General features: G+C 54.9%; 17 protein-coding genes. 12 read left to right on the forward strand and 5 right to left on the reverse strand.

Annotated elements, in window-relative coordinates; all coding sequences use genetic code 11:
* Positions 1-88 precede the first annotated feature (88 nt).
* Together nhaD and CODIS_RS15745 are read left to right on the forward strand one after the other, a co-directional pair.
* Positions 89-877: a sodium:proton antiporter NhaD gene (gene nhaD / locus CODIS_RS15740; RefSeq protein ID WP_069126911.1), complete on the forward strand. Its 789-nt coding sequence runs from the start codon at positions 89-91 to the stop codon at positions 875-877.
* A gap of 446 nt (positions 878-1323) precedes the next feature.
* Complete coding sequence (locus CODIS_RS15745) at positions 1324-2196, forward strand: phosphoribulokinase (RefSeq protein WP_069126912.1); 873 nt, start codon at positions 1324-1326, stop codon at positions 2194-2196.
* 56 nt (positions 2197-2252) lie between these two features.
* Here the strand turns inward: CODIS_RS15745 and gloB are convergent, their stop codons facing one another.
* The 3 genes from gloB to CODIS_RS15760 all read right to left on the reverse strand — a co-directional run bounded on the left by gloB (position 2253) and on the right by CODIS_RS15760 (position 6100).
* Positions 2253-3032 (reverse strand): hydroxyacylglutathione hydrolase, encoded by a 780-nt coding sequence (gene gloB / locus CODIS_RS15750; RefSeq protein WP_069126913.1) that lies wholly within the window; start codon positions 3030-3032, stop codon positions 2253-2255.
* A 35-nt stretch (positions 3033-3067) separates the two neighbouring features.
* Positions 3068-4981 carry a 1-deoxy-D-xylulose-5-phosphate synthase gene (dxs, locus tag CODIS_RS15755; RefSeq protein WP_069126988.1) on the reverse strand — a complete coding sequence of 638 codons (1914 nt, stop codon included), beginning with the start codon at positions 4979-4981 and terminating at the stop codon, positions 3068-3070.
* Between the two features lie 210 nt (positions 4982-5191).
* On the reverse strand, positions 5192-6100 hold the full coding sequence (locus tag CODIS_RS15760) for a LysR family transcriptional regulator (RefSeq protein ID WP_069126914.1): 909 nt from the start codon (positions 6098-6100) through the stop codon (positions 5192-5194).
* A gap of 302 nt (positions 6101-6402) precedes the next feature.
* Between CODIS_RS15760 and CODIS_RS15765 the strand changes: the two genes are divergently transcribed.
* The 5 genes from CODIS_RS15765 (at position 6403) to CODIS_RS15785 (ending at position 12212) form a co-directional block, all read left to right on the forward strand.
* Complete coding sequence (locus tag CODIS_RS15765; RefSeq protein WP_069126915.1) at positions 6403-7821, forward strand: form I ribulose bisphosphate carboxylase large subunit; 1419 nt, start codon at positions 6403-6405, stop codon at positions 7819-7821.
* A 179-nt stretch (positions 7822-8000) separates the two neighbouring features.
* Positions 8001-8357 carry a ribulose bisphosphate carboxylase small subunit gene (locus CODIS_RS15770; protein WP_069126916.1) on the forward strand — a complete coding sequence of 119 codons (357 nt, stop codon included), beginning with the start codon at positions 8001-8003 and terminating at the stop codon, positions 8355-8357.
* Positions 8358-8574: 217 nt separating this feature from the next.
* Positions 8575-9381 carry a CbbQ/NirQ/NorQ/GpvN family protein gene (locus CODIS_RS15775; protein ID WP_069126917.1) on the forward strand — a complete coding sequence of 269 codons (807 nt, stop codon included), beginning with the start codon at positions 8575-8577 and terminating at the stop codon, positions 9379-9381.
* Between the two features lie 64 nt (positions 9382-9445).
* Positions 9446-9805, forward strand: coding sequence for a four helix bundle protein (locus CODIS_RS15780; protein WP_069126991.1), 360 nt, complete (start codon positions 9446-9448; stop codon positions 9803-9805).
* 16 nt (positions 9806-9821) lie between these two features.
* On the forward strand, positions 9822-12212 hold the full coding sequence (locus CODIS_RS15785; protein ID WP_069126918.1) for a nitric oxide reductase activation protein NorD: 2391 nt from the start codon (positions 9822-9824) through the stop codon (positions 12210-12212).
* Between the two features lie 272 nt (positions 12213-12484).
* Here the strand turns inward: CODIS_RS15785 and CODIS_RS15790 are convergent, their stop codons facing one another.
* On the reverse strand, positions 12485-12946 hold the full coding sequence (locus tag CODIS_RS15790) for a hypothetical protein (protein ID WP_069126919.1): 462 nt from the start codon (positions 12944-12946) through the stop codon (positions 12485-12487).
* A gap of 39 nt (positions 12947-12985) precedes the next feature.
* Positions 12986-13288 carry a hypothetical protein gene (locus tag CODIS_RS15795; protein WP_069126920.1) on the reverse strand — a complete coding sequence of 101 codons (303 nt, stop codon included), beginning with the start codon at positions 13286-13288 and terminating at the stop codon, positions 12986-12988.
* A 394-nt stretch (positions 13289-13682) separates the two neighbouring features.
* On the opposite strand from CODIS_RS15795, the gene CODIS_RS15800 reads away from it, so the two are divergent.
* From CODIS_RS15800 to CODIS_RS15820, 5 genes are all read left to right on the forward strand, one after another.
* Positions 13683-15068, forward strand: a complete 1386-nt coding sequence (locus CODIS_RS15800) for a ribulose-bisphosphate carboxylase (RefSeq protein WP_069126921.1) — start codon at positions 13683-13685, stop codon at positions 15066-15068.
* 204 nt (positions 15069-15272) lie between these two features.
* Positions 15273-16079, forward strand: a complete 807-nt coding sequence (locus CODIS_RS15805) for a CbbQ/NirQ/NorQ/GpvN family protein (RefSeq protein WP_069126922.1) — start codon at positions 15273-15275, stop codon at positions 16077-16079.
* A gap of 154 nt (positions 16080-16233) precedes the next feature.
* Positions 16234-18468 (forward strand): nitric oxide reductase activation protein NorD, encoded by a 2235-nt coding sequence (locus tag CODIS_RS15810; RefSeq protein ID WP_069126923.1) that lies wholly within the window; start codon positions 16234-16236, stop codon positions 18466-18468.
* A gap of 175 nt (positions 18469-18643) precedes the next feature.
* The gene (gene aroG / locus CODIS_RS15815; protein WP_069126924.1) at positions 18644-19708 is read left to right on the forward strand and encodes a 3-deoxy-7-phosphoheptulonate synthase AroG; all 1065 of its coding nucleotides are present in this window, start codon (positions 18644-18646) and stop codon (positions 19706-19708) included.
* Between the two features lie 99 nt (positions 19709-19807).
* Positions 19808-21835: an EAL domain-containing protein gene (locus CODIS_RS15820; RefSeq protein WP_235615251.1), complete on the forward strand. Its 2028-nt coding sequence runs from the start codon at positions 19808-19810 to the stop codon at positions 21833-21835.
* Positions 21836-22230: the final 395 nt, after the last annotated feature.

Raw genomic sequence — 22230 nt, forward strand, 5'->3', positions numbered from 1 at the left:
ATCAATCGCTAGATTGAGCGGTAATTACACCGCCAAACGAATTTGACGGCTGACGACGGGTAAAAATCAACAGCCTGCTAGTGGACGGGTGGACTTTTTTTCATTCTTCTCGCTGTTTTTACCCTCCCTGGTCAGCTACCTCGTACCTGCGGCGATCATGCATTTCGCACTCCCCGAAGGTCACCTCTCAAGCAGGCAGGAACAGATACCCATGCGACGTGGCGCAAAACGCATCATGGGGTTATTCCTGTTGACGATCGCAACCGCAGTCTTTTTCCAGGGCCAACTGTTGCTTCCCGCCACTATCGGTGTGATGACCGGGCTCTCCTATCTGCAGTTTTTCGGCTACTTTCTCAAAAAAACCCATCAACCCAGTGAAGAGAAGATCACGACCACTGAATCACCCGATTTCTCCATAGTCGTCGAGAGCAGGCAGCCCTTCGATGTATTTTTGCGCGTCGCCAGATCAGAATGGGACACACTGCTTTTTCTCTATGGCGTCATTCTCTGTGTCAGCGGCCTGGGTTATCTCGGCTATCTGACGCTGGTCTCCGAATTGCTCTATATTCAGTGGGGCGCAACGATGGCCAACATCTCCATTGGTATCGCCTCCTCCGTACTCGAAAATATTCCCACCATGTCAATAGTACTCAACATGCGACCGGAAATGTCTCTCGGTCAATGGCTACTGGTCACACTCACCGCCGGTATCGGTGGCAGTCTGCTGTCGATTGGATCAGCGGCCGGGGTAGCCTTAATGGGTCAGGCAAAGGGAAAGTACACCTTTTTCACCCACCTGCGCTGGACTCCGGCAATCGCACTGGGTTTTTTCGCCGGTATCCTCGTTCACCTCTGGCTCAATGCCAATTTGTTCTGAAAGGTAATGGTATTCCGTCCCCATTGCGCCGCTGAGGAAGCCGTTACAGGCTGCGAAAAAAGAGACTACAAAAGGGGCATCAACGAAAACCAACCGATCCAAAATATTTTTATATTTATATGATTTTAAGCGTTATTTTACATCTATCCCAGCAATCGCCCGAAATCACCAACCATCCCTGACCAGGTACCTGTTCGTGCCATACTCGCATCTGCGTAATTGCGCAATGCAGCATACTGTCCGGGTGAAACAGTAACCGGCCAGCCGGCCCTCCCTGTTGTGCCGATGATTCGAAATACAGGATCCATTGTCACTGGAAATCGGACATCTCCGTGTTATAGTTGGCACCAATTTTTTACCCATAACCTAGTCCGATGAGAACAATACAGCCTCTACAGAGGCCTACCGGACAGCACAATATAATGAATTAGATAAGGGAGAAGCATATGTCTAATAAGCATCCTGTGGTTGCCGTCACCGGCTCATCAGGCGCCGGTACCACCACTGTCAAACGCGCCTTCGAACATATCTTCTATCGCGACGGCATCAAGTCTGCCGTGGTCGAGGGTGACAGCTTCCATCGTTATACGCGTGTGGAAATGCGAGAGAAGATGACCCAAGGCCTGAGCCATTTCGGCCCCGAAGCAAACCATTTCGAAAAGATTGCCGAGCTTTTCAAAACCTACGGCGAAACGGGTGGTGGAAACAAGCGATATTATCTGCATAGCGAGGAAGAGGCCGCCGAGCACAATTCCCGCCTCGGTTGCGATCAGAAACCCGGTGAGTTCACCCCCTGGGAAACCATTGATCAGGACACTGACCTGCTCTTTTATGAAGGTCTGCACGGTATGGTGGTAGATGGTGAGGTAGATGTCGCCAAATACGTGGATCTGGGGGTTGGCGTTGTACCAATTGTCAACCTGGAGTGGATTCAGAAGATTTTTCGCGATAATGCAGAGCGTGGTTACAGCGAAGAGGCAATTGTCGACACAATCATGCGTCGTATGCCCGATTATATCAACCACATCACACCGCAGTTCTCCCGCACCGACATCAACTTCCAACGGGTACCTACGGTGGATACCTCCAATCCCTTCATCGCCCGCGACATACCGACACCGGATGAGAGCTTTGTGGTTATCCGCTTCAGCGATCCCAAGAAGTTCGATATCGACTTCCCCTATCTTCTGTCGATGATCGACGGCTCATTCATGTCCCGCCGTAACAGCATCGTCGTACCCGGCGGCAAGATGGGGTTTTCCATGGAGATTATCCTGCAGCCCATCATCGAACGCATGATGGATGCCCGCAACGTTTAGTGGTATTGGCCGCATAGCCTGCGGGTTATGCGGCCGGATGACCGCTTTCGAATCAGCTAGTCGTACTCACTATCCTTCCACTTTCGCAACGCGGTAAAGACCTCACGTGGTGTGGAGAGTAGATGGCCCGTAGCCTTTTCCACAGCCTCCACCACTGATTGCTCCCCCGTACGCAGGAAGGGATTCGTCAATAACTCCTCGGTGAGGAGTGAAGGTACTGTAGGGACACCCGACTCTCGTTTTTCCCGCTCACGCCTGATACGCCTTGCCAAGTCGGGATTCTCCGGCTCAACCCACTCTGCAAAACCCAAATTGGCAAGGGTGTACTCATGGGCGCAGTAGAGCCTGGTGTCTCCCGGCAGTGCCGCGATGCGTTGCAGTGAATCCGACAACTGCTCGAAGGTGCCGCTGAAAACCCGACCACAACCGGCAGCGAACAGGGTATCGCCACAAAACAGCGCCCCTTCGCCGAAATATGCGATATGCCCCAGGGTATGCCCCGGCACCTCCAGCACCTGGAACCCGGCATCCAGACCGGCTATCTGAGGCCTGTCACCCTCTTTGAGAGGATGGGTTACGCCTCGAATGGACTCATTGGCCGGACCATAGACCTCGACTTCAGGATAGGCTTCCCGAAGTTCAGCGATGCCGCCTACATGGTCATAGTGGTGATGTGTGATAAGGATTGCACTGAGATTGCAGTCATGCTGCCGCAACCAAGCCAACACCGGCGCCTCATCTCCCGGGTCCACTGCAATGGCCCGGGATGAAGCAGGATTTTTCACCATCCAGATATAGTTGTCATCAAAGGCATCGACACCTGTAATTTCGATCATAGGGCTCCCGGAGATCATAAGATTCGTCCAGTGACCTAGACAACCTGGAACTTCGTCTCTCTATTGGCGCGTTCGATGGCGGCGAGGATACCCTCGGAATCGAGCCCGGCCTCAGAAAGCTGTTGCTGATGACTGGCATGGTCCAGATAGCGATCGGGCAATCCGAGATTAAGCACCCTTACTTGACGCCCACTGGATGCCAGGTACTCGTTCACCGCAGACCCGGCACCTCCCATCACCACGTTCTCCTCCAGTGTGATCAGGATCTGATGTGTGCCGGCCAATTTATCGATCAGCTTCTCATCCAGCGGTTTGATGAACCGCATATTGGCCAGCGTTGCGTCGACATGCTCGGCAACCTGTTGCGCTGTTGCGAGCAAACTGCCGAAGACCAGAATCGCCACACGACTGCCGTTACGCCGGATCTCACCCTCACCGATCGGTAACCGTGCCGGAAGTGACGAGCCCACATCCACACCCGGACCACTTCCCCGTGGGTAACGTACAAGGGCTGGTCCGGGATAGTCATAGGCAGTCTGCAGCAATCGACTGCACTCCCGCTCATCACCCGGAGCCATAATCACCATGTTTGGGATCGATCTCGCATAACTCAAATCGAAGCTGCCCGCATGGGTAGCCCCGTCCGCACCGACCTGCCCTGCACGGTCCACAGCCAGTGTCACGTCAAGATCCTGCAATGCCACATCGTGGATCAGTTGATCATAGGCGCGCTGAAGAAAAGTCGAGTAGATCGCCACCACCGGCTTCAAGCCTTCGCAGGCCAAACCCGCAGCGAATGTGAGTGCATGCTGCTCCGCGATACCCACATCGTAATAGCGATTGGGATACTGTTTGGCATATTGCACCATCCCCGATCCCTCACACATAGCGGGTGTAATGGCCACCAGCCGGTCATCATGTTTCGCGGCGGCACACAGCCAATCCCCAAATACCTGGGTATAGGTCTTACCACTGCCGTGTTTCTCCATCTTGCCCGTATCGGGATCGAATGGCGTGACCCCATGGTAGACACAGGGATCATTTTCCGCATGCACGTAACCCCGCCCTTTCTGGGTCACCACATGCAGCAGCCGGGGCCCGGACATGTTGCGCATGTTTTGTAGCGTCGCCACCAGGGTATCGAAATCATGACCATCGATGGGCCCGATGTAGTTGAATCCCATCTCCTCGAACAGGGTACCCGGCATCACCATCCCTTTCATATGCTCTTCCCACCTGCCGACCAGATCACCCACCTGGTGGGGTAGATGGCTCAGCGCCGATTTGCCGCCCTCGCGCATACTGGTGTAGACCTTACCGGACAGCAAGCGGGCCAGATGGTTGCTGAAACCGCCGACCGGCTTTGAAATCGACATATCGTTGTCATTCAGGATCACCAACAGATCCTGATCCAGGGCGCCTGCCTGGTTGAGGGCCTCGAAGGCCATCCCCGCACCCATGGCGCCGTCCCCTATGATCGCTACGACGTTGCGTTTTTCACCCTTCTGCTTTGCTGCCACGGCCATCCCGAGCGCTGCCCCGATTGAGGTGCTGGAGTGACCTGTACCGAAGCTGTCATATTCACTTTCTCGGCGTTTAGGAAATCCTGAAAGCCCCCCCTGTTGCCGCAGACTGCCCATCTGCTCACCTCTCCCGGTAAGGATTTTGTGTGGATAGGCCTGATGCCCTACATCCCACACCAGGCGGTCGTAAGGTGTGTTGAAGACGTAGTGCAGAGCGATAGTCAACTCCACCACGCCAAGCCCGGCTGCCAAATGGCCGCCAGTCTGGGAAACAGCGTCGATGAGCAAACGCCGCATCTCACCCGCCAAGGGTCTGAGCTTTGCCTGATCCAGCTGACGCAGATCCCTAGGCAGTTTGACTTTGCTAAGGAGAGGATAAGCTTCCAGTGCGTTCGGGCTTTGGTCTGAACTGCCCCTATCTGACATATTTTGGAGGCCCCACATAAAGTGAAATGTTGATGCTGAGTGCTTAGCTATGACAACGGTCGAGCTGAATAGTTGATTCTAACCCAACCACGGACCCTGTGCATTTGGCTCGTCCACTCAACGAACCATTCATACATCATATCCACCGCAAAAATAACAAATCCGGAGTCAAACGGACTCTGCAATCCCGCAACCACGATCCATGATGCGTTACACAGGCTCCTGTTTGATACGCAGAGCCTCTGCCAGAACAAAGTCGTGGAATGCCCTTGCCGGCGGTGACAGTCTCTTCCCCTTGCGATAAACCATGTACCAGTGGCGCTGCAACGGAAAACCCACCACATCGAGCACCAACAGACGCCCGGTCTCCACTTCCAGCTCGATGGTATGGCTGGAGACAACACCCAGTCCCATGCCGGCACGTACCGCCTGCTTGATTGCTTCGTTCCGGGTCATCTGCATGCCGGTGCTGAGGGGGATCGACTGTTCGGTAAAGAAACGCTCCATCGCCAGTCGGGTGCCCGACCCCTCCTCACGCATGATAAATACCTCTTCAGCCAAACGTTGTGCCGGTATCCTCCGTTCGTGCTGCAGCGCATGTCCGGGTGGTGCAATCACTACCAGCGGATTCTCCATAAAAGGCTCGTAGACGAGTTCTATATCCTCCGGCGGCAGGCCCATCAGAACAATATCGATCTCGTTATTCTTGAGCAGACCCATCAGCCGTTCGCGGTTGGTGACATCGAGGCTCAGGTCGATACCGGGATATCGACGGCTGAAGGCCGCGAGCAACCTCGGTGCGAAATAGTTGACCGTACTGGCCACGGCAATATTCAGGCGACCGGTATCAAGCCCCTTCATGGCATCCAGGACCTCTTCCATCTCCTCGAAAGTCTGAAAGATGGTCCGCACATACTGGAATATCTCTTTACCGGCCTCGGTAAGCTGAATCTTCTTGCCGGTGTGCTCAAACAGCGGCAGACCCACCGACTCCTCCAGCTGCTTGACCTGCATCGACACCGCCGGTTGGCTGAGATGGAGCTCCTGTGCCGCCCGCGTGTAGTTCAGGTGCTTTGCCACGGTGGTGAAGACTCGCATCTGTCTTAGGGTGGTATGCATGGAAATACGCTCACTTTGGTCAGTCGATCAGAAACGGCTCCCACATAGAGATCTCTATCGATATCAATGTTCGCCAAGAATCAAATTATCAGGAAATATACCATAAATCTCATATGGTATAAGTATTTTATTATGATTTTTATTAAAAGATCTGACTTCACTTAACCGTCTGCCTTTCTATACTAGCTCCACCTTACACAAGGTAGTTAGAGAGAGATTATTAACACTGACAGCACGGAAACATTTCTTCCAGATGCTGCATTTCAAGGCAACGCAATCCTAAATCAGGAGGAATCGCTAAAATGGCCAAGAAATATGATGCGGGCGTAAAAGAGTACCGCGAAACATACTGGATGCCGGAATACACCCCGGCCGACACCGATATCCTGGCGTGCTTCAAGGTTGTTCCACAGCCTGGCGTACCCCGTGAAGAGGCCGCAGCCGCTGTTGCCGCCGAGTCTTCCACCGGTACCTGGACCACCGTTTGGACCGATCTGCTGACCGACCTCGACTACTACAAGGGGCGTGCTTACGCCATCGAGGACGTCCCCGGTGACGACTCCTGCTTCTACGCCTTCATTGCCTATCCGATCGATCTGTTCGAGGAAGGCTCCGTAGTCAACGTATTCACCTCCCTGGTCGGTAACGTATTCGGCTTCAAGGCGGTACGTGCCCTGCGTCTGGAAGACGTACGCTTCCCGCTGGCCTACGTGATGACCTGTAATGGTCCGCCTCACGGCATCCAGTCCGAGCGCGACAAGATGAACAAGTACGGTCGTCCGCTGCTGGGTTGCACCATCAAGCCGAAGCTGGGTCTCTCCGCCAAGAACTACGGCCGCGCCTGCTACGAAGGTCTGCGCGGCGGTCTCGACTTCACCAAGGACGACGAGAACGTCAACTCCCAGCCTTTCATGCGCTGGCGTGAGCGCTTCAACTACGTGGTTGAAGCCATCCACAAGGCAGAGGCCGAGACCGGTGAGCGCAAGGGTCACTACCTGAACGTTACCGCGCCGACCCCTGAAGAGATGTACAAGCGTGCCGAGTACGCCAAAGAGCTGGGTGCTCCGATCATCATGCACGACTACCTGACCGGCGGTTTCACTGCCAACACCGGTCTGGCCCAGTGGTGTCGTGACAACGGCATGCTGCTGCACATCCACCGCGCCATGCACGCGGTACTCGACCGTAACCCCCACCACGGTATCCACTTCCGCGTGCTGACCAAGGCCCTGCGCCTGTCCGGTGGTGACCACCTCCACTCCGGTACCGTTGTCGGTAAGCTGGAAGGCGACCGTGACGCCACCCTGGGCTGGATCGACATCATGCGTGACAGCTACATCAAGGAAGACCGCTCCCGCGGTATCTTCTTCGATCAGGATTGGGGCTCCATGCCTGGCGTACTGCCGGTGGCTTCCGGTGGTATCCACGTATGGCACATGCCTGCGCTGGTCAGCATCTTCGGTGACGACTCCGTGCTGCAGTTCGGTGGCGGTACGCTGGGTCACCCCTGGGGCAACGCTGCCGGCGCGGCCGCCAACCGTGTTGCGGTTGAGGCCTGTGTCGAGGCTCGCAACCAGGGTCGCGAACTGGAGAAGGAAGGTAAGGACATCCTCACCAACGCTGCCGCTTCCAGCCCTGAATTGAAGGCCGCTATGGAGACCTGGAAAGAGATCAAGTTCGAATTCGACACTGTCGACAAGCTGGACGTCTCTCACAAGTAATCGACAGAATCGATGACTTGGCTGCCAGCCACCAGCTATCAACAGCCAGCCGTGGGCGGCCTAGCCGCCCACACATTGAGCTGGCATCTGGAAGCTGGAAGCTGGCCGCTTCAAGGTTTAGTGATTTTTCTTGAGCCAGACATTCACACTGGAACTGGCCAAAACAGAGGATTTATCTAATGAGTGAAATGCAAGACTATCAATCCAGTCTTACCGATACTGCAAGCCGCAAGTTCGAGACCTTCTCCTACCTGCCGGCCATGGACTCCGACCAGATCCGCAAGCAGATCGAGTTCATCGTCTCCAAGGGCTGGAACCCGTCCATCGAGCACACCGAGCCGCAGAACGCCACCGGTTCCTACTGGTACATGTGGAAGCTGCCCATGTTCGGTGAGACCGACGTAGACGCCATCCTGGCCGAGTGCGAAGCCTGTCACAAAGCTCACCCGAACAACCATGTTCGTCTGCTGGGCCTTGACAACTACGCCCAGTGCGCCGGTGCTTCCATGGTTATCTACCGCGGTAAGCCGGCCTGATCTCTGATCCGAGGTTTAGCTAATCACCCCCCGCGCACCGTCCTGCGGGGCGGGGGGATTCCGATTGGTAAGCTGCCAGCCGCCAGCAGCCAGCGATCAGCTGACTCACTGATCGAAATCTTGGGCTGTTGTCGAGTGAGAGTTTACTTAACAACAATGCAAATCGTCGGTTGCAGCTGTACCCCAGCCGGCAGCTGACTGCTGGAGGCATTTAGCGATGAGTGATATCGACCGCGATCAGTACTTAATCAAAGAGGAACCTTATTACCGCTCCGTGCATAATGAGGTTGAGATGTATCAAGCCGCATACGACGCTCGCATGCCGGTCATGTTGAAGGGCCCTACCGGTTGCGGCAAGTCCCGTTTCGTCGAATACATGGCGTGGAAGCTGCAAAAGCCGCTGATCACCGTGGCCTGTAACGAGGACATGACCGCCTCCGACCTGGTCGGCCGTTTCCTGCTCGATATCAACGGCACCAAGTGGCAGGACGGTCCCTTGACCGTGGCCGCCCGCATTGGCGCCATCTGCTATCTCGACGAAGTGGTCGAGGCGCGCCAGGACACCACCGTGGTGATCCATCCTCTGACCGACCATCGCCGCGAACTGCCGCTGGAAAAGAAGGGTGAGCTGCTAAAGGCCCATGCCGATTTCCAGATCGTCATCTCCTACAACCCGGGCTATCAGTCATTGATGAAGGATTTGAAGCAGTCCACCAAGCAGCGTTTCGGCGGCATGGATTTCGACTATCCGGCGACCGATGTCGAGACCGAGATTGTCACTCATGAAGGTGGCGTTGATAAGGAGACCGCTGAGAAGCTGGTTCAGATTGCCCAACGTTCCCGCAACCTGAAAGGCCATGGTCTGGATGAGGGTATGTCCACCCGTCTGTTGGTCTATGCGGCGCAGCTAGTAGCCAAGGGTATCGACACCCAGTCTGCCTGCCAGATGGCGTTGGTTACCCCGCTGACCGACGACCCGGATATGCGCGATACCCTGAGCGCTGCGGTGAATACCTACTTCTGAGCGGCCAGCGGCATAGAGGATCAGCGGGATGCTGAATCATGTCAACATATGTAGGTGAATGGGAATGAGGGACTATCGAAGACTAACGGTTTGGTCTAAGGCGCATGAATTGACAATGATGACATACCAAATCACCAGCAAATTTCCTACTGAAGAGCACTTTGGATTAAGCAGCCAAATGCGTCGGGCTGCCATTTCGATTGCATCAAATATTGCGCAAGGATATGGGAGACAGTGTGATCGGGATTTCGCCCGCTTTCTACATATCGCCTCAGGCTCAAGCTGTGAACCGGAGTATCAGTTGGTACTTGCCGGTGACCTTGGTTATATCAATAACAATGTTATGAGACAGCCTCTGAGCACCTGTAAAGAAGTACGCCAAATGTTAGCCGGTCTCCTAAAAAAGCTGGCAGCTGGCCGCTGACAGCTGGGAGCTTTTTATGACCATCGACTTCTCAGAATACATCACATGCCTCGACGAAGGCGACCACGAGCATGCGGAAGCGCTCGAATCCTCATACCACGAGGCGCAACGCGTCATGTCGCCACGCGGCCTGCAGAACTATATCGAAGGCATGCGCGCCTTCTGCACACTGGGCCGGGGCCAGGACCTTGTCCTGACCTACATCCAGGAGATGCCCGGCGTGGCCAAGGAGGTCGGCGAGGACATCATTCCCGACATCGTCGAGGCGATGATGAAACTCTCCTCTCACACCTCGGGCAGTGTCATCACCCTGATTGTGGCCAACCTGCCGCTGGCGGCCTCCCGCCTTGGCGATGCCGAAGTCATGCGCAGCTTCCTCAAGCTGCTGCACCAGATGACAGGCAAGGCACCGCGCGGTCTGCGCCCGATGATGGAGAACCTGGACGAACTGCTCTCCAAGCTGACACTGGGTGGTCTCCGGCGCTGGGTCATGTGGGGTGCGCAGGCTCACCAGCGCGACCTCGATGGCCAACTGGCCTACTTCGGACTGCAGACCGAGTCTTCCCGCTCAATTCTGCAGTCGGAAAGACGCGGCACCCTGTTTATCGACAACCAGCGCAAGCTCAACTTCTACCTGCGGGCGCTCTGGGCAAGGGCCTTCTTCATGCGGCCCACCGCGGGCGATTTCGAATCGCGCCAGGGTATACGCCCCTATATCGAGGATTTCCAGGTCCATGTACCGGACGCCTTCGACCCATTCCGCGGTATCGACGGCATGGAGGTCTACCGCGCCACCGTGTCACACGCAGCCGCACACATGGTCTACACCCGCGAGCCGATCTCCGCGGAACAGCTCTCCCAGGCGCAGATGCGCATGATCGAACTCTTCGAGGATGCCCGCGTCGAGTACCTCGCCTACAGCGAGTTTCCCGGCCTGCGCAAACTCTGGCTGCAGTTCTTCACCGCCGAGCCGGGTGAGAAAGACGAACTCGGCAAACCCCACGAGACCATGGACCTGATGCTGCGCACCACCCGCGCCATCATGGACCGCGACTATCGTGACGAGTTGGAGGTGATCAACCAGGTTGCTGACGACTACTACGCGCAGCTGCAGGAAGACCCCTACAATCCGCGCATGGCGTGGATGGCGGGCGTCGACTTCTACAACCGGATCGTCGAGATCGCCAAAATCCCCAGCGTACGCATCCTCAGCGAGTGGCCGATCCCCTACCGTGACGACAACCGCTACTTCTGGGAGTTCTCCGAGAACATGTTCGAGTCCCAGGGCGTCGACTACATGCCTGCGACCCATGGCACGGTACGGCGACACGTCAATATCATGGAGTTCGTCAACGAGATCGACTCGGAGATGACCCATGACAACCCGGACGAAATACTGGTGCTCTCCTCCGAGCTTTTCCCCTATGAGGATGACCTGGAGACCACCAAAAGCTGGAACGAAGCCGAAGGCGTGGAACCGATCTCCGATCCGTACCACTATAATGAGTGGGACTACCACGTGCAGCTCGCGAGACCCGACTGGGCTACGGTTATCGAACGCAAGCAGGGCCGTGGCGATCCCGAAATCATGGACGAGATTCTCACCAAGCATAAGCCGATCGCCTCGCGCATTCGCCACCTGATCGATGCACTGCAACCACAGGGTATCGTACGCCGTCGCGGCTACGAGGAGGGCGAGGAGCTGGATCTCAACGCGGCGATTCGCGCCATGATCGACATCCGCCGCGGGGTCATGCCAAACCCGCGGATCAACATTCGCATCCCCCGCCATATCCGCGACCTGTCGATTGTGCTGCTGCTCGACCTCTCCGAGTCGACCAACGAAAAGATCGGTGATATCGCCGAGGGTGAAGAGGGTTACCAGGATCAGGAGAGTATCCTTGACCTTACCCGGGAATCGGCCGGTCTGCTCTCCTGGGCGATCGACTCCATCGGCGACAACTTTGCGGTGCACGGTTTTGCTTCGGACGGCCGTCACGACGTGCAGTACTACCGTTTCAAGGACTTCGAGCAGACCTACGACGACGAAGCCAAATCACGGATGGCAGGCATGAAGGGCGGCCTCTCCACCCGTATGGGTGCGGCACTGCGCCACGCCGGCTGGCATCTGACCCAACAGAATGCACAGAAACGACTGGTGCTGCTGGTCACCGACGGTGAACCGGCCGACATCGATGAACGGGATCCCCAGTATCTGCGCCATGACGCCAAGAAGGCGGTGGAAGATCTGGCGATGCAGGGCGTCTATACCTACTGCCTGACCCTGGACCCCAATGCGGATCGTTATGTAGCGAGAATCTTCGGCGAGAACGGCTACTCCATCGTGGATAACGTGGAGCGACTGCCGGAGAGATTGCCGAGTGTCTTTGCTGCGCTGACCGGATAGTCATTCACAAGGTTTTTTGATTATTGTCCGCAAATGAACGCCAATAAACGCAAAATTACTTTTTTAAGTTTAAACTCACACCCGACAAGGGAGGTTGGGTAGAACGTTACACTGGGTGCCCTCGAACGTAAGTTCCACTATTTATCTGTACATTCCTTCTCTTTCGAGACTGTAGATACACAGGGTGCTTGCCGTACCCAGGCAATTGAGATATTGACAGTAATTAATTCAAGAAAAACCATTTGCGTTTATGAGCGTTCATTTGCGGACTTTTACTGTTTGGGATGTGGTTTTGGAAACGGTAGCACCCGCTTCACCCGCGCTTCACAGCCACTCTCTTTGAAGCGCACCTCCATGATATCGAGGGCCTTTTTGAAATCGCCGATCAATCGAGTGTGCAGTTCTCGGGCCTGACCGTCATAATAGATCAGATCGATCGGGGCAGGATCCGTGAGACTGTCTCTTTCCTGATCACGGCGGAATTTCCAGGCCAGCCGGATCAGCTTACCCCCTTCCCCATCCCGTACTGCGTAGGCCTGATTGTCGACAAAGATCACCTCATCCTCATCGATCACTGCCTGGATCTGCATAGTGCGGACAGGGATGAAGATATGTTCGTAGTGGCAACGGGACAACATCAGCCGGCACTGATTGTAGAGCGGCGAGGGAATGGTCAGGCGCTCACAGGCAAGTTCGTCAGGTCGAAAGAAGGTCTCGCTCAGGCTACCACTCATACCAGGGTCCGTTAATTCTCATCCAACCGCCCCTAAGCCTCAATCATCTTCACCCAGCTCAGGATTCCACCCCTTATCCTTGGCTTCGCTAATCGCCCGCTGATAGATACGACTGTGTCGCTCCGCCAGCTCCGGTGGGAGGTTCGAAACCAGGTGACCGTATTTTTCCCACTCTTTGGTGACTTTGTCATAGAGGTCATTAATCCCCTGTACCAACCAACCCTCACAGGTCTCAGTCTCGGGAATCAGGCCGAACACCCAGGCATCACGAATGATGTTGCCGGTGGGGTTCATGGCGCCGGTAGGGTCCTTGTCTATACCCTGGTATCGCTTTTCTGCCATTTTGGAAAACACGCTCTTATTGGTAATTACTGAAAAATATCGCTTAATTCAGGCTGGATTTGCTTGATTCCACATTATTATACCGGTTTGATTTCAACGCTATATAACCCGTTTAAGATATTAACAATCGACCTCATGGATCAGCACTCAACACCACTGTGTGAGTATCTTCCGCGCATTGACGATTTTCAACTATACCGATTTTGTCCTGCATCGTGACGAGTCTATAGTACAAACTTAAACGATAAGCATTAAATTATAATAAACATAAGAATATTTTGGGTTTACTTATAAACATACTGTCTGTAAGGTTTGTTGCCAATCCCGCAAACATCGTGTGGTTTAAAGAGAGAGATCCTCTCAAACTGACAGATTCAAAAACCGGAGTAGACAAATGGCATTAGACCAATCATCCCGTTACTCGGACCTCAGCCTGAAGGAAGAGGATCTCATTGCCGGCGGCCAGCATATCCTGTGCGCCTACAAGATGAAGCCCGCCTCAGGCTATGGCTTCCTCGAGGTAGCCTCCCACTTCGCCGCCGAATCCTCCACCGGCACCAACGTCGAGGTCTGCACGACCGACGACTTCACCAAGGGCGTGGACGCGCTTGTCTACCACATCGACGAAGCGACCGAGGAAATGCGCATCGCCTACCCGATCGATCTGTTCGACCGCAACATGATCGACGGCCGTATGATGCTGGTCTCCTTCCTGACCCTCACCATCGGCAACAACCAGGGCATGGGCGACTGCGAGTACGCCAAGATGTACGACTTCTTCATGCCGCCACGCGCCATCCAGCTGTTCGACGGTCCGGCCAAGGATATCTCCGACCTGTGGCGTATGCTGGGTCGTCCGGTGGTTGACGGCGGTTACATCGCCGGTACCATCATCAAGCCCAAGCTGGGCCTGCGCCCCGAACCTTTCGCAGAAGCGGCCTATCAATTCTGGCTGGGTGGCGATTTCATCAAGAACGACGAGCCCCAGGGCAATCAGGTCTTCTGTCCCGCCAAGAAAGTCTATCCCCTGGTCTACGACGCCATGAAGCGCGCCATGGACGAGACCGGCGAGGCCAAGCTCTTCTCCGCCAACATCACCGCGGACGACCACGCCGAGATGATCGCCCGCGGCGAGTTCATCCTCGATGCCTTCGGCCCAGACGCCGACAAGGTAGCCTTCCTGGTCGACGGCTACGTGGGCGGTCCGGGTATGGTCACCACCGCCCGTCGCTACTTCCCCGGCCAGTACCTGCACTACCACCGTGCCGGTCACGGCGCCGTCACCTCCCCCAGTTCCAAGCGCGGCTACACCGCCTACGTGCTGGCCAAGATGTCACGCCTGCAGGGCGCCTCCGGTATCCATGTCGGTACCATGGGCTACGGCAAGATGGAGGGGTCCAAAGACGACCGCAACATCGCCTACATCATCGAGCGCGACGAGTACCAGGGCCCAGCCTACAACCAGAAGTGGTACGGCATGAAGCCCACCACCCCGATCATCTCCGGCGGCATGAACGCCCTGCGTCTGCCCGGCTTCTTCGAGAACCTGGGCCACGGCAACGTGATCAACACCGCAGGTGGCGGCTCCTACGGTCACATCGACAGCCCGGCTGCCGGTGCCACCTCCCTGCGTCAGGCCTATGAGTGCTGGAAGGCCGGCGCAGATCCCATCGAGTGGGCCAAGGAGCACAAAGAGTTCGCACGTGCTTTCGAATCCTTCCCGCACGATGCGGATGCGATCTTCCCAGGTTGGCGCGAAAAGCTGGGTGTGCACAAATAAGCACTGCCCGGTAAGTCAACTGGCATTTATAAGCCCCCGCAAGGGGGCTTTTTTTCGCCAACGGTTTGATTAACCAAAATAAACACAAAGCAGCATCGGCGGGGTTGAGCCGCACCATTTGATCTAGTACAGGAATAACCCTAATTATTTAAGTAGAATATCGCAGAGATCATCTGCCTTACATTTTTTGAATCTGGAGTCCCCATGAGTGCCGACACCGAGCAATACCTGGTCAAACAGGAACCCTACTACCAACCTCAGGAAGATGAGATTGAGCTCTATGAGGCTGCCTACGCCGAAAGACTCCCGGTGATGATCAAGGGACCGACCGGTTGCGGAAAGTCACGCTTCGTAGAACACATGGCCTGGCGGCTTGGCAAACCCCTGATCACGGTGGCCTGTAACGAGGATATGACCGCATCGGATCTTGTCGGCCGCTACCTGTTGGATTCCGAAGGGACACGCTGGCTGGATGGGCCACTGACCGTAGCCGCCCGCATCGGCGCCATCTGCTATCTCGATGAGGTGGTGGAAGCCAGACAGGACACCACCGTTGTGATCCACCCCCTGACAGATCATCGGCGAACCCTGCCTCTCGATAAAAAAGGCGAAGTGTTGGACGCCCATGAGAATTTCCAACTGGTGATCTCCTATAACCCGGGCTATCAGAGTTTGATGAAGGATCTCAAACAGTCAACCAAACAGCGCTTCTCTGCGCTCGATTTCGATTATGCACCATCAGCCCTGGAGGCCTCGATTATCGCCAAGGAGACCGGTATCGACGAAGAGAAAGCCACCAGGCTGGTGAAGATCGGTGAGACAGCACGCAACCTGAAAGGACACGGTCTGGACGAAGGCATCTCGACCCGGTTGCTGGTCTATGCCGCGAGACTGGTAAAACGTGGTATCAAACCCAGGGCCGCCTGCCGCATGGCCCTGGTCAGACCGATCACTGACGACAAGGACATTGTCGCAACCCTCGATCATGCGATTGAGGCTGTTTTTGGATAGGGCTTTTTACAAGCCGCATGACACCCATGATCGAAGCGAAGGGTACGGCTTGCTGCATCGAGGCCGTCTATCCCAAGTAGCCAAAATGATATGTACATTTGCAACCATTCGCGTTCATTTGCGGCCTTCTGAATAAACGGTATATGCAAGCCCAATGACACAAGAGCGAGAGCAACTCAACTGCGGCTTCCGGGAGATCGACCCGGTCTTTGACGATTGCCTGGCCAACGCCCGCCGCCATATGAGCGACGCGGGGGTTGACGCCTATCTGGAAGGGGCCTCCCTGACCTGCAAAATCGGCCGCGGCGTGGAACCGGTCATCGTGTTCCTCGAAGAGATGCCGGAGATCACAGCCCGGGTGGGTGAGGCGGTTATTTCCAAGATATCGCAAACCGTATGGAAGATCTCGCGCAGTCCCAACGGCAAGGCGATACTCCCTTTTCTGCAGATGCTGCCCGAGGCGAGCCGCAGGCTGGGCAGCGCAGAACTGATGGAGCGCTTTATCGATCTGCTGCTGGAGATGATGGAGCAGACATCCGGTTCCATTCACGGTTTTCATACCACCATACCCAGCCCTTCCCTGCCGGATCTGTTGAAAAAAACCCCCTATCTGCTGAGCCAGCTATCCTGCGAGGGATTCCGTAACTGGGTCGACTACGGGATCCGCAACTACCGTACCCATCCACAGCGCCAGATCGACTACTTCAGCCTGCAGTCCGCCGACAGCCGGGCAATTCTGCAGCGTGAGCGGCACGGGACCCTGTTCGCCGATCACGAACGCAAACTCGATCTCTACCTGAAATCCCTGTGGCGCACCAAGGACCACTTCGTCCCCTACTCGGAAGGCTTCGACGAACTGCGCAAACCCATGCCCTACTACGACTCACTGGGGATACGCATACCCGATGTGTATGACGATTTTCACGGTGTCGCCGGAATCGACCGCTACCGTGCGCTGTTGGCACATGTCGCCGGTCACAAACGCTGGACCGGCCATGTGGTCGCGGACAATTACAGCCCCTTTCAGCGTGTCGCCATCGAGACCTTCGAGGATGCCAGGGTCGATCTGCTCGTCACCCGGGAGTATCCCGGTTTGCGCAATACCCTCCTGAAACTGCACCCCGCACCCGGCGAGGAAGACTGTGATCCGGAAAAAGAGTCCTGCATCCGACACCGGTTGGCGATGTTCTCATATGCAGCCTTGAATCCGGATCACGGCTACACCAATCCCGACCTGCTGGAGTTTCTGGGTCGCTTCAGTTCAGCGCTGACCGACAGTCTATCGAGCACCCAGGAGATGGCCGGGCTTGCCATTTCCTATATCGCCCGTACCCGCCGTCAGGCGGATCTCTCCGCCAATGTCTATTTCACGGATACCGAAGTGAGCTACCGTGACGACAACCGCCACATGTGGATCTTCATTGAAGAGGGAGATGAGGAAGAGATGTTCGATGCGGAGCAAAAGCGCAAAACATCGGACGAGGAGGTCGAGGGTCTGCCACCCCGCCACTACCCGGAGTGGGACTACAAGAGTAAGACCTACAACCCGGACTGGGTCAGTCTGTATGAGAGCCTCCATCCCCAGGGAGATGCCGGTTTTATCGATGCCCTGCTGCAAAAGCACCAGACCATGGCGAAACAGCTGAAACGCCTGCTGGATCTGCTCAAACCGCAACAGTATGTGCGTATACGCTACCAGGAGGAGGGTAGCGAGCTCGATCTCGATGTGGCGATCCGGTCATTAATCGAATACAAGAGCGGCCACAATCCCGATCCGCGGATCAACATGAGTCATCGCAACGATGGGCGGGATATTACGGTAATGCTGCTGATCGACCTATCCGAGTCTGTGGACCAGATCCCCGAGGGCTCCCAGCAATCGATACTGCAGCTCAGCCAGGAGGCGGTCTCCCTGTTGGGCTGGGCTATCGAACAGTTGGGTGACAGCTTCGCGATCGCCGGTTTCTCATCCAACACCCGGCATGAGGTCCGATACCAGCACATCAAAGGATATGCCGAACACTGGAACGATGCGGTCAAAGGGCGTCTGGCCGCCATGCAGGCAGGCTGGTCAACCCGCATGGGGGCCGCCATCCGCCACGCCTCACACTATCTGGGCGCCAGGCAGGCAGATAAGAAGCTGATGCTGATACTCACCGATGGGGAACCCGCCGATATCGATGTCCACGATGACCGCCTGCTCATCGAGGACAGCCGCAAGGCCGTACTGGAAGCGGAACAGGAGGGCATCTATACCTACTGCATCAACCTTGATCCCCAAGCCGATGACTATGTGAGAGATATTTTTGGTCACCAATTCACGATCATCGACCGGATTGAGCGGTTGCCGGAACTGCTGCCTAGACTTTTCATGGCCTTGACGAAATAGCTTAAATACAGATCACTCCCCGCTTCAGATATCCCTTGCTAAAAAAACCATGCATTAATTACACCTTTTATGCTGTCTTTTGCGGATTATCATAATGCGACAGATCATTTATCGCCGATTCATCCTATGCATGTATAATTACTTGTTTACTTGATCTGCATTTAAGCATCAACGCATGAAACAGACAGACGATCTTCGCATTAAGGCAATCAAAGAACTGAGCCCCCCCGCTCAGATTCATCAAGAACTTCCCATCACGGAAAAGGCGGCCGATACTGTGTATTCGACACGGCAGCGGATACATCACATTTTGCATGACGAAGATGACCGACTACTGGTTATTATCGGGCCCTGTTCGGTACATGACCCCGAAGCCGCCATGGAGTATGCCCGGCGTTTACAACCGGTGCGCGAACGGCTGAAGGATGATCTTGAAGTGGTGATGCGCGTTTATTTTGAAAAACCCAGGACTACAGTCGGCTGGAAGGGATTGATCAACGATCCGACCCTTGACGACAGATTCGAGATCAATTCGGGTTTGCGCCTGGCCAGAAAACTCCTTCTGGACATCAATAATCTGGGGGTTCCAGCCGGCACGGAATACCTGGACCTGATCAGTCCGCAATATATCGCCGACCTGATCAGCTGGGGCGCAATTGGCGCCCGCACAACCGAAAGCCAGGCCCACCGTGAACTCGCATCGGGCCTCTCATGTCCGGTGGGATTCAAGAACGCAACCAACGGCAGTATGCGGGTCGCTCTCGATGCAATTCGTTCGTCCTCCCGCCCCCACCATTTCCTGTCAGTCACCAAGGAGGGCAGGTCCGCTATCTTCTCAACACATGGCAACCAGGATTGCCACGTTATTCTTAGAGGCGGCAGCCGTCCCAACTATGACTCGGAGAGTATCAACATTGCAGCGGAGGAGATGGAAAGCAATGGTCTGAAAGCCAGGGTGATGATCGATTTCAGCCATGCCAACAGCCGCAAGCAACATCCCCGACAGCTCCTCGTAGGACGCGATGTGGCCAGCCAGATTGCACGGGGAGACCAACGTATCATGGGAGCCATGATCGAGAGTTTTCTGATCGAGGGTAGACAGGACAGAATAGAGGGTGAGACCCTGGCCTATGGCCAGAGTATTACGGACGCCTGTATCAGTTGGGAAAACAGTGAGCCACTATTGGAAACCTTGGCCGAAGCAGTCAGACAACGGCGTGAATTCGTTGCAGCGGCTTGATGCCATAAAGTAGAGAAACCGGATGATTCCAGATGCCTGAAGAAGCAATTGAGTTATTGGTATTAGGTAACACCACACCTGAAGTTGAGGCCTATCTAGATGCCTTGCGTAACAATGGCAACCCGGCACACGCCACACGCCACACGCATCGAGCATGATGCCGATCAGCTGGGCTCAGCACTGAAAGAGAAAAGATCACTGGATCTGTTGCTCTACACCATCGAAAACGAAGCGCTGGACACAACACATCTATTTGCCATCATTGGCGCTATCAATCCTATCATTCCCGTTGTCGCCGTATGTGACTCGCCCGATGAAGAGCTGCAGCTGGATCTGATGCGGCAGGGCGTTACAGACCTGGTGCAACGAAAAAATCATCCGCATCTTGTGCAGGTAATTCTTCGCGAACACAAGCATCTCAGTGGCATGCGCCGCTTGCAGCGGCTGGAGCGCCAGCTTGAAGAAGCCGAGGAGCGCTGTGATGCGCTTACGGAAAGCTCTAGAGATGCCATCGCCTATGTACATGAAGGTATGCATGTCACTGCCAACCGCGCCTATTTAGAGCTGTTCGGGCTCGCCGGGGAGGATGAAATCGAGGGGCTCCCCATACTGGACATGATTGCATCCGCCGAACATCAGACGTTTAAAAAACTGCTGCGCAAACTGAGTGCCGATAGTGACTATTCAAGTGAAGTGAAAACCACGTGCGTTCGCGACAACGGCACCGAATTCAGTGCAGAGCTCCATTTCACGCCCGCCAGTATAGATGGTGAAGCATGCACACAAGTCATCATCCGCGATCAATCGATCTCCAGGGAAGTCGAGGAAAAGCTGCGCCTGCTCAGTACCCAAGATGTACAGACGGGTCTCTACAACCGCCAATATTTCATTGGCCAACTGGACGAAGAAGCCAAACATCACTTTGATCGCGGTCAAAACCCACAGACGCTGCTTTACATCACTCTGGACAATTTCACAGAAATACGCAGTAAAACCGGTATCAAAAAGAGCGATGCGCTGCTGCTGGAGATTGCGGGGGAGATTCGTAAAATTGTCTCGAAAAACGATCTTCTCGCACGTTTTGGCGATCATACCTTTACCATTCTCACTGCAAAGCAGGAGCTGGCGGCTACTGAAGAAAAAGCCCGTAAAATCTGTGACACCGTAGCCTCTCATACCTTTCAGGAAAGCGACAGCGACATCAATCCAAGCTGCAGCATCGGTGTGGTTTTCTCATCCGATGATGTACTCAGCGGCCACGATTTTATTACCCAAGCCTACCATGCCTGCGAGCACGCCCGTTCCAATGGCGGCAACGATTTCTATATCACCGACAGCCAAATTCCGGAAGACACGCAAACTACGGCCAGTGAGGCCAATCTCAGCAATCTGATTCGCTATGCCTTCGAAAACAATCAGTTTCAATTGGCGTATCAACCCATTGTCAGCCTACATGGCGATACCAGGGAGAACTATGCGATCACAGTCCGCCTGATTGATGAAAGCAAGGAGGAGATCCAACCCGAGCATTTTCTCAACCAGGTCAAATCACTGAACAGAATGCCGGAACTGGATCGTTGGGTCATTCGCCATGCCATCGATGAACTCGCGACACAGCGTAAACAAGGTAAAAAAATCAATTTCCTGATCAGTATTTCCGGCGCAACGCTGGAAGATGACACCTTGTTGCTGTTCATTTGCGATTGCCTGCGGGATTACGAAGCCAAAGGCTCCTGGGTGACCTTTCAGTTCGATGACGATGAGGCCCGATCACACCTGCACCAACTGCAGAAACTGGCTGAGGGATTGAAAAAGATTAAATGTAAAACCTGCTTGGGTCATTTCGGCTTAGCGAAAAAGCCCGAAGCCATTCTCAATAGTTTCCCCCTGGATTTCATTCAATTTCACAGCTATTTCCTCTCCGATCTGTTCGAAAATCAAGACAAGCAGGATGCCTTGAATCATCTCAATGAAGTGATACAGGCAGAAAATATCAAGACCATTGCCTCAGGTGTGGAGGATGCCAGCAGTCTGGCCATTCTCTGGTCAATCGGCGTCAACTATATTCGCGGTTATTTTATCCAGGAACCTTCAGCATCCATCGATTACGATTTCCATACTGATTGAGGCTGACCCTTGCGGAACGGGCAAAAGATTGAGATGCCACTGTCGCCCCCCCTAGGGCCTGTTAACACTAATCCAATACGCCCTGTTGTGCCTGAAAAAGCGCCAATCAAGGCGCGAGGAGAGAGGTTTGGTTATTCCAAATGAGCGACGAGCAACGCCGAGTGGCGCTTTTTCAGGCGCAACCCGAAGGGCTGGGGCTGTTTTTGCGCCCAGCGGCGTTATCATTCGCTCATGTAGCATAACTACACCTCGCTCATTCTGCCTTGCTGGACACAAAAACAGCCCCAGCAGGGCGTATTGGATTAGTGTTAACAGGCCCTAGGCATTAGCCTCTCGCCCGCCAATATTGCGTATCATGACGAAAGAAGCCGGCCAGAAACGGAACCGACCAAGAT

This window comes from Candidatus Thiodiazotropha endolucinida (assembly GCF_001715975.1).
In the GTDB taxonomy this organism is placed as follows: domain Bacteria; phylum Pseudomonadota; class Gammaproteobacteria; order Chromatiales; family Chromatiaceae; genus Thiodiazotropha; species Thiodiazotropha endolucinida.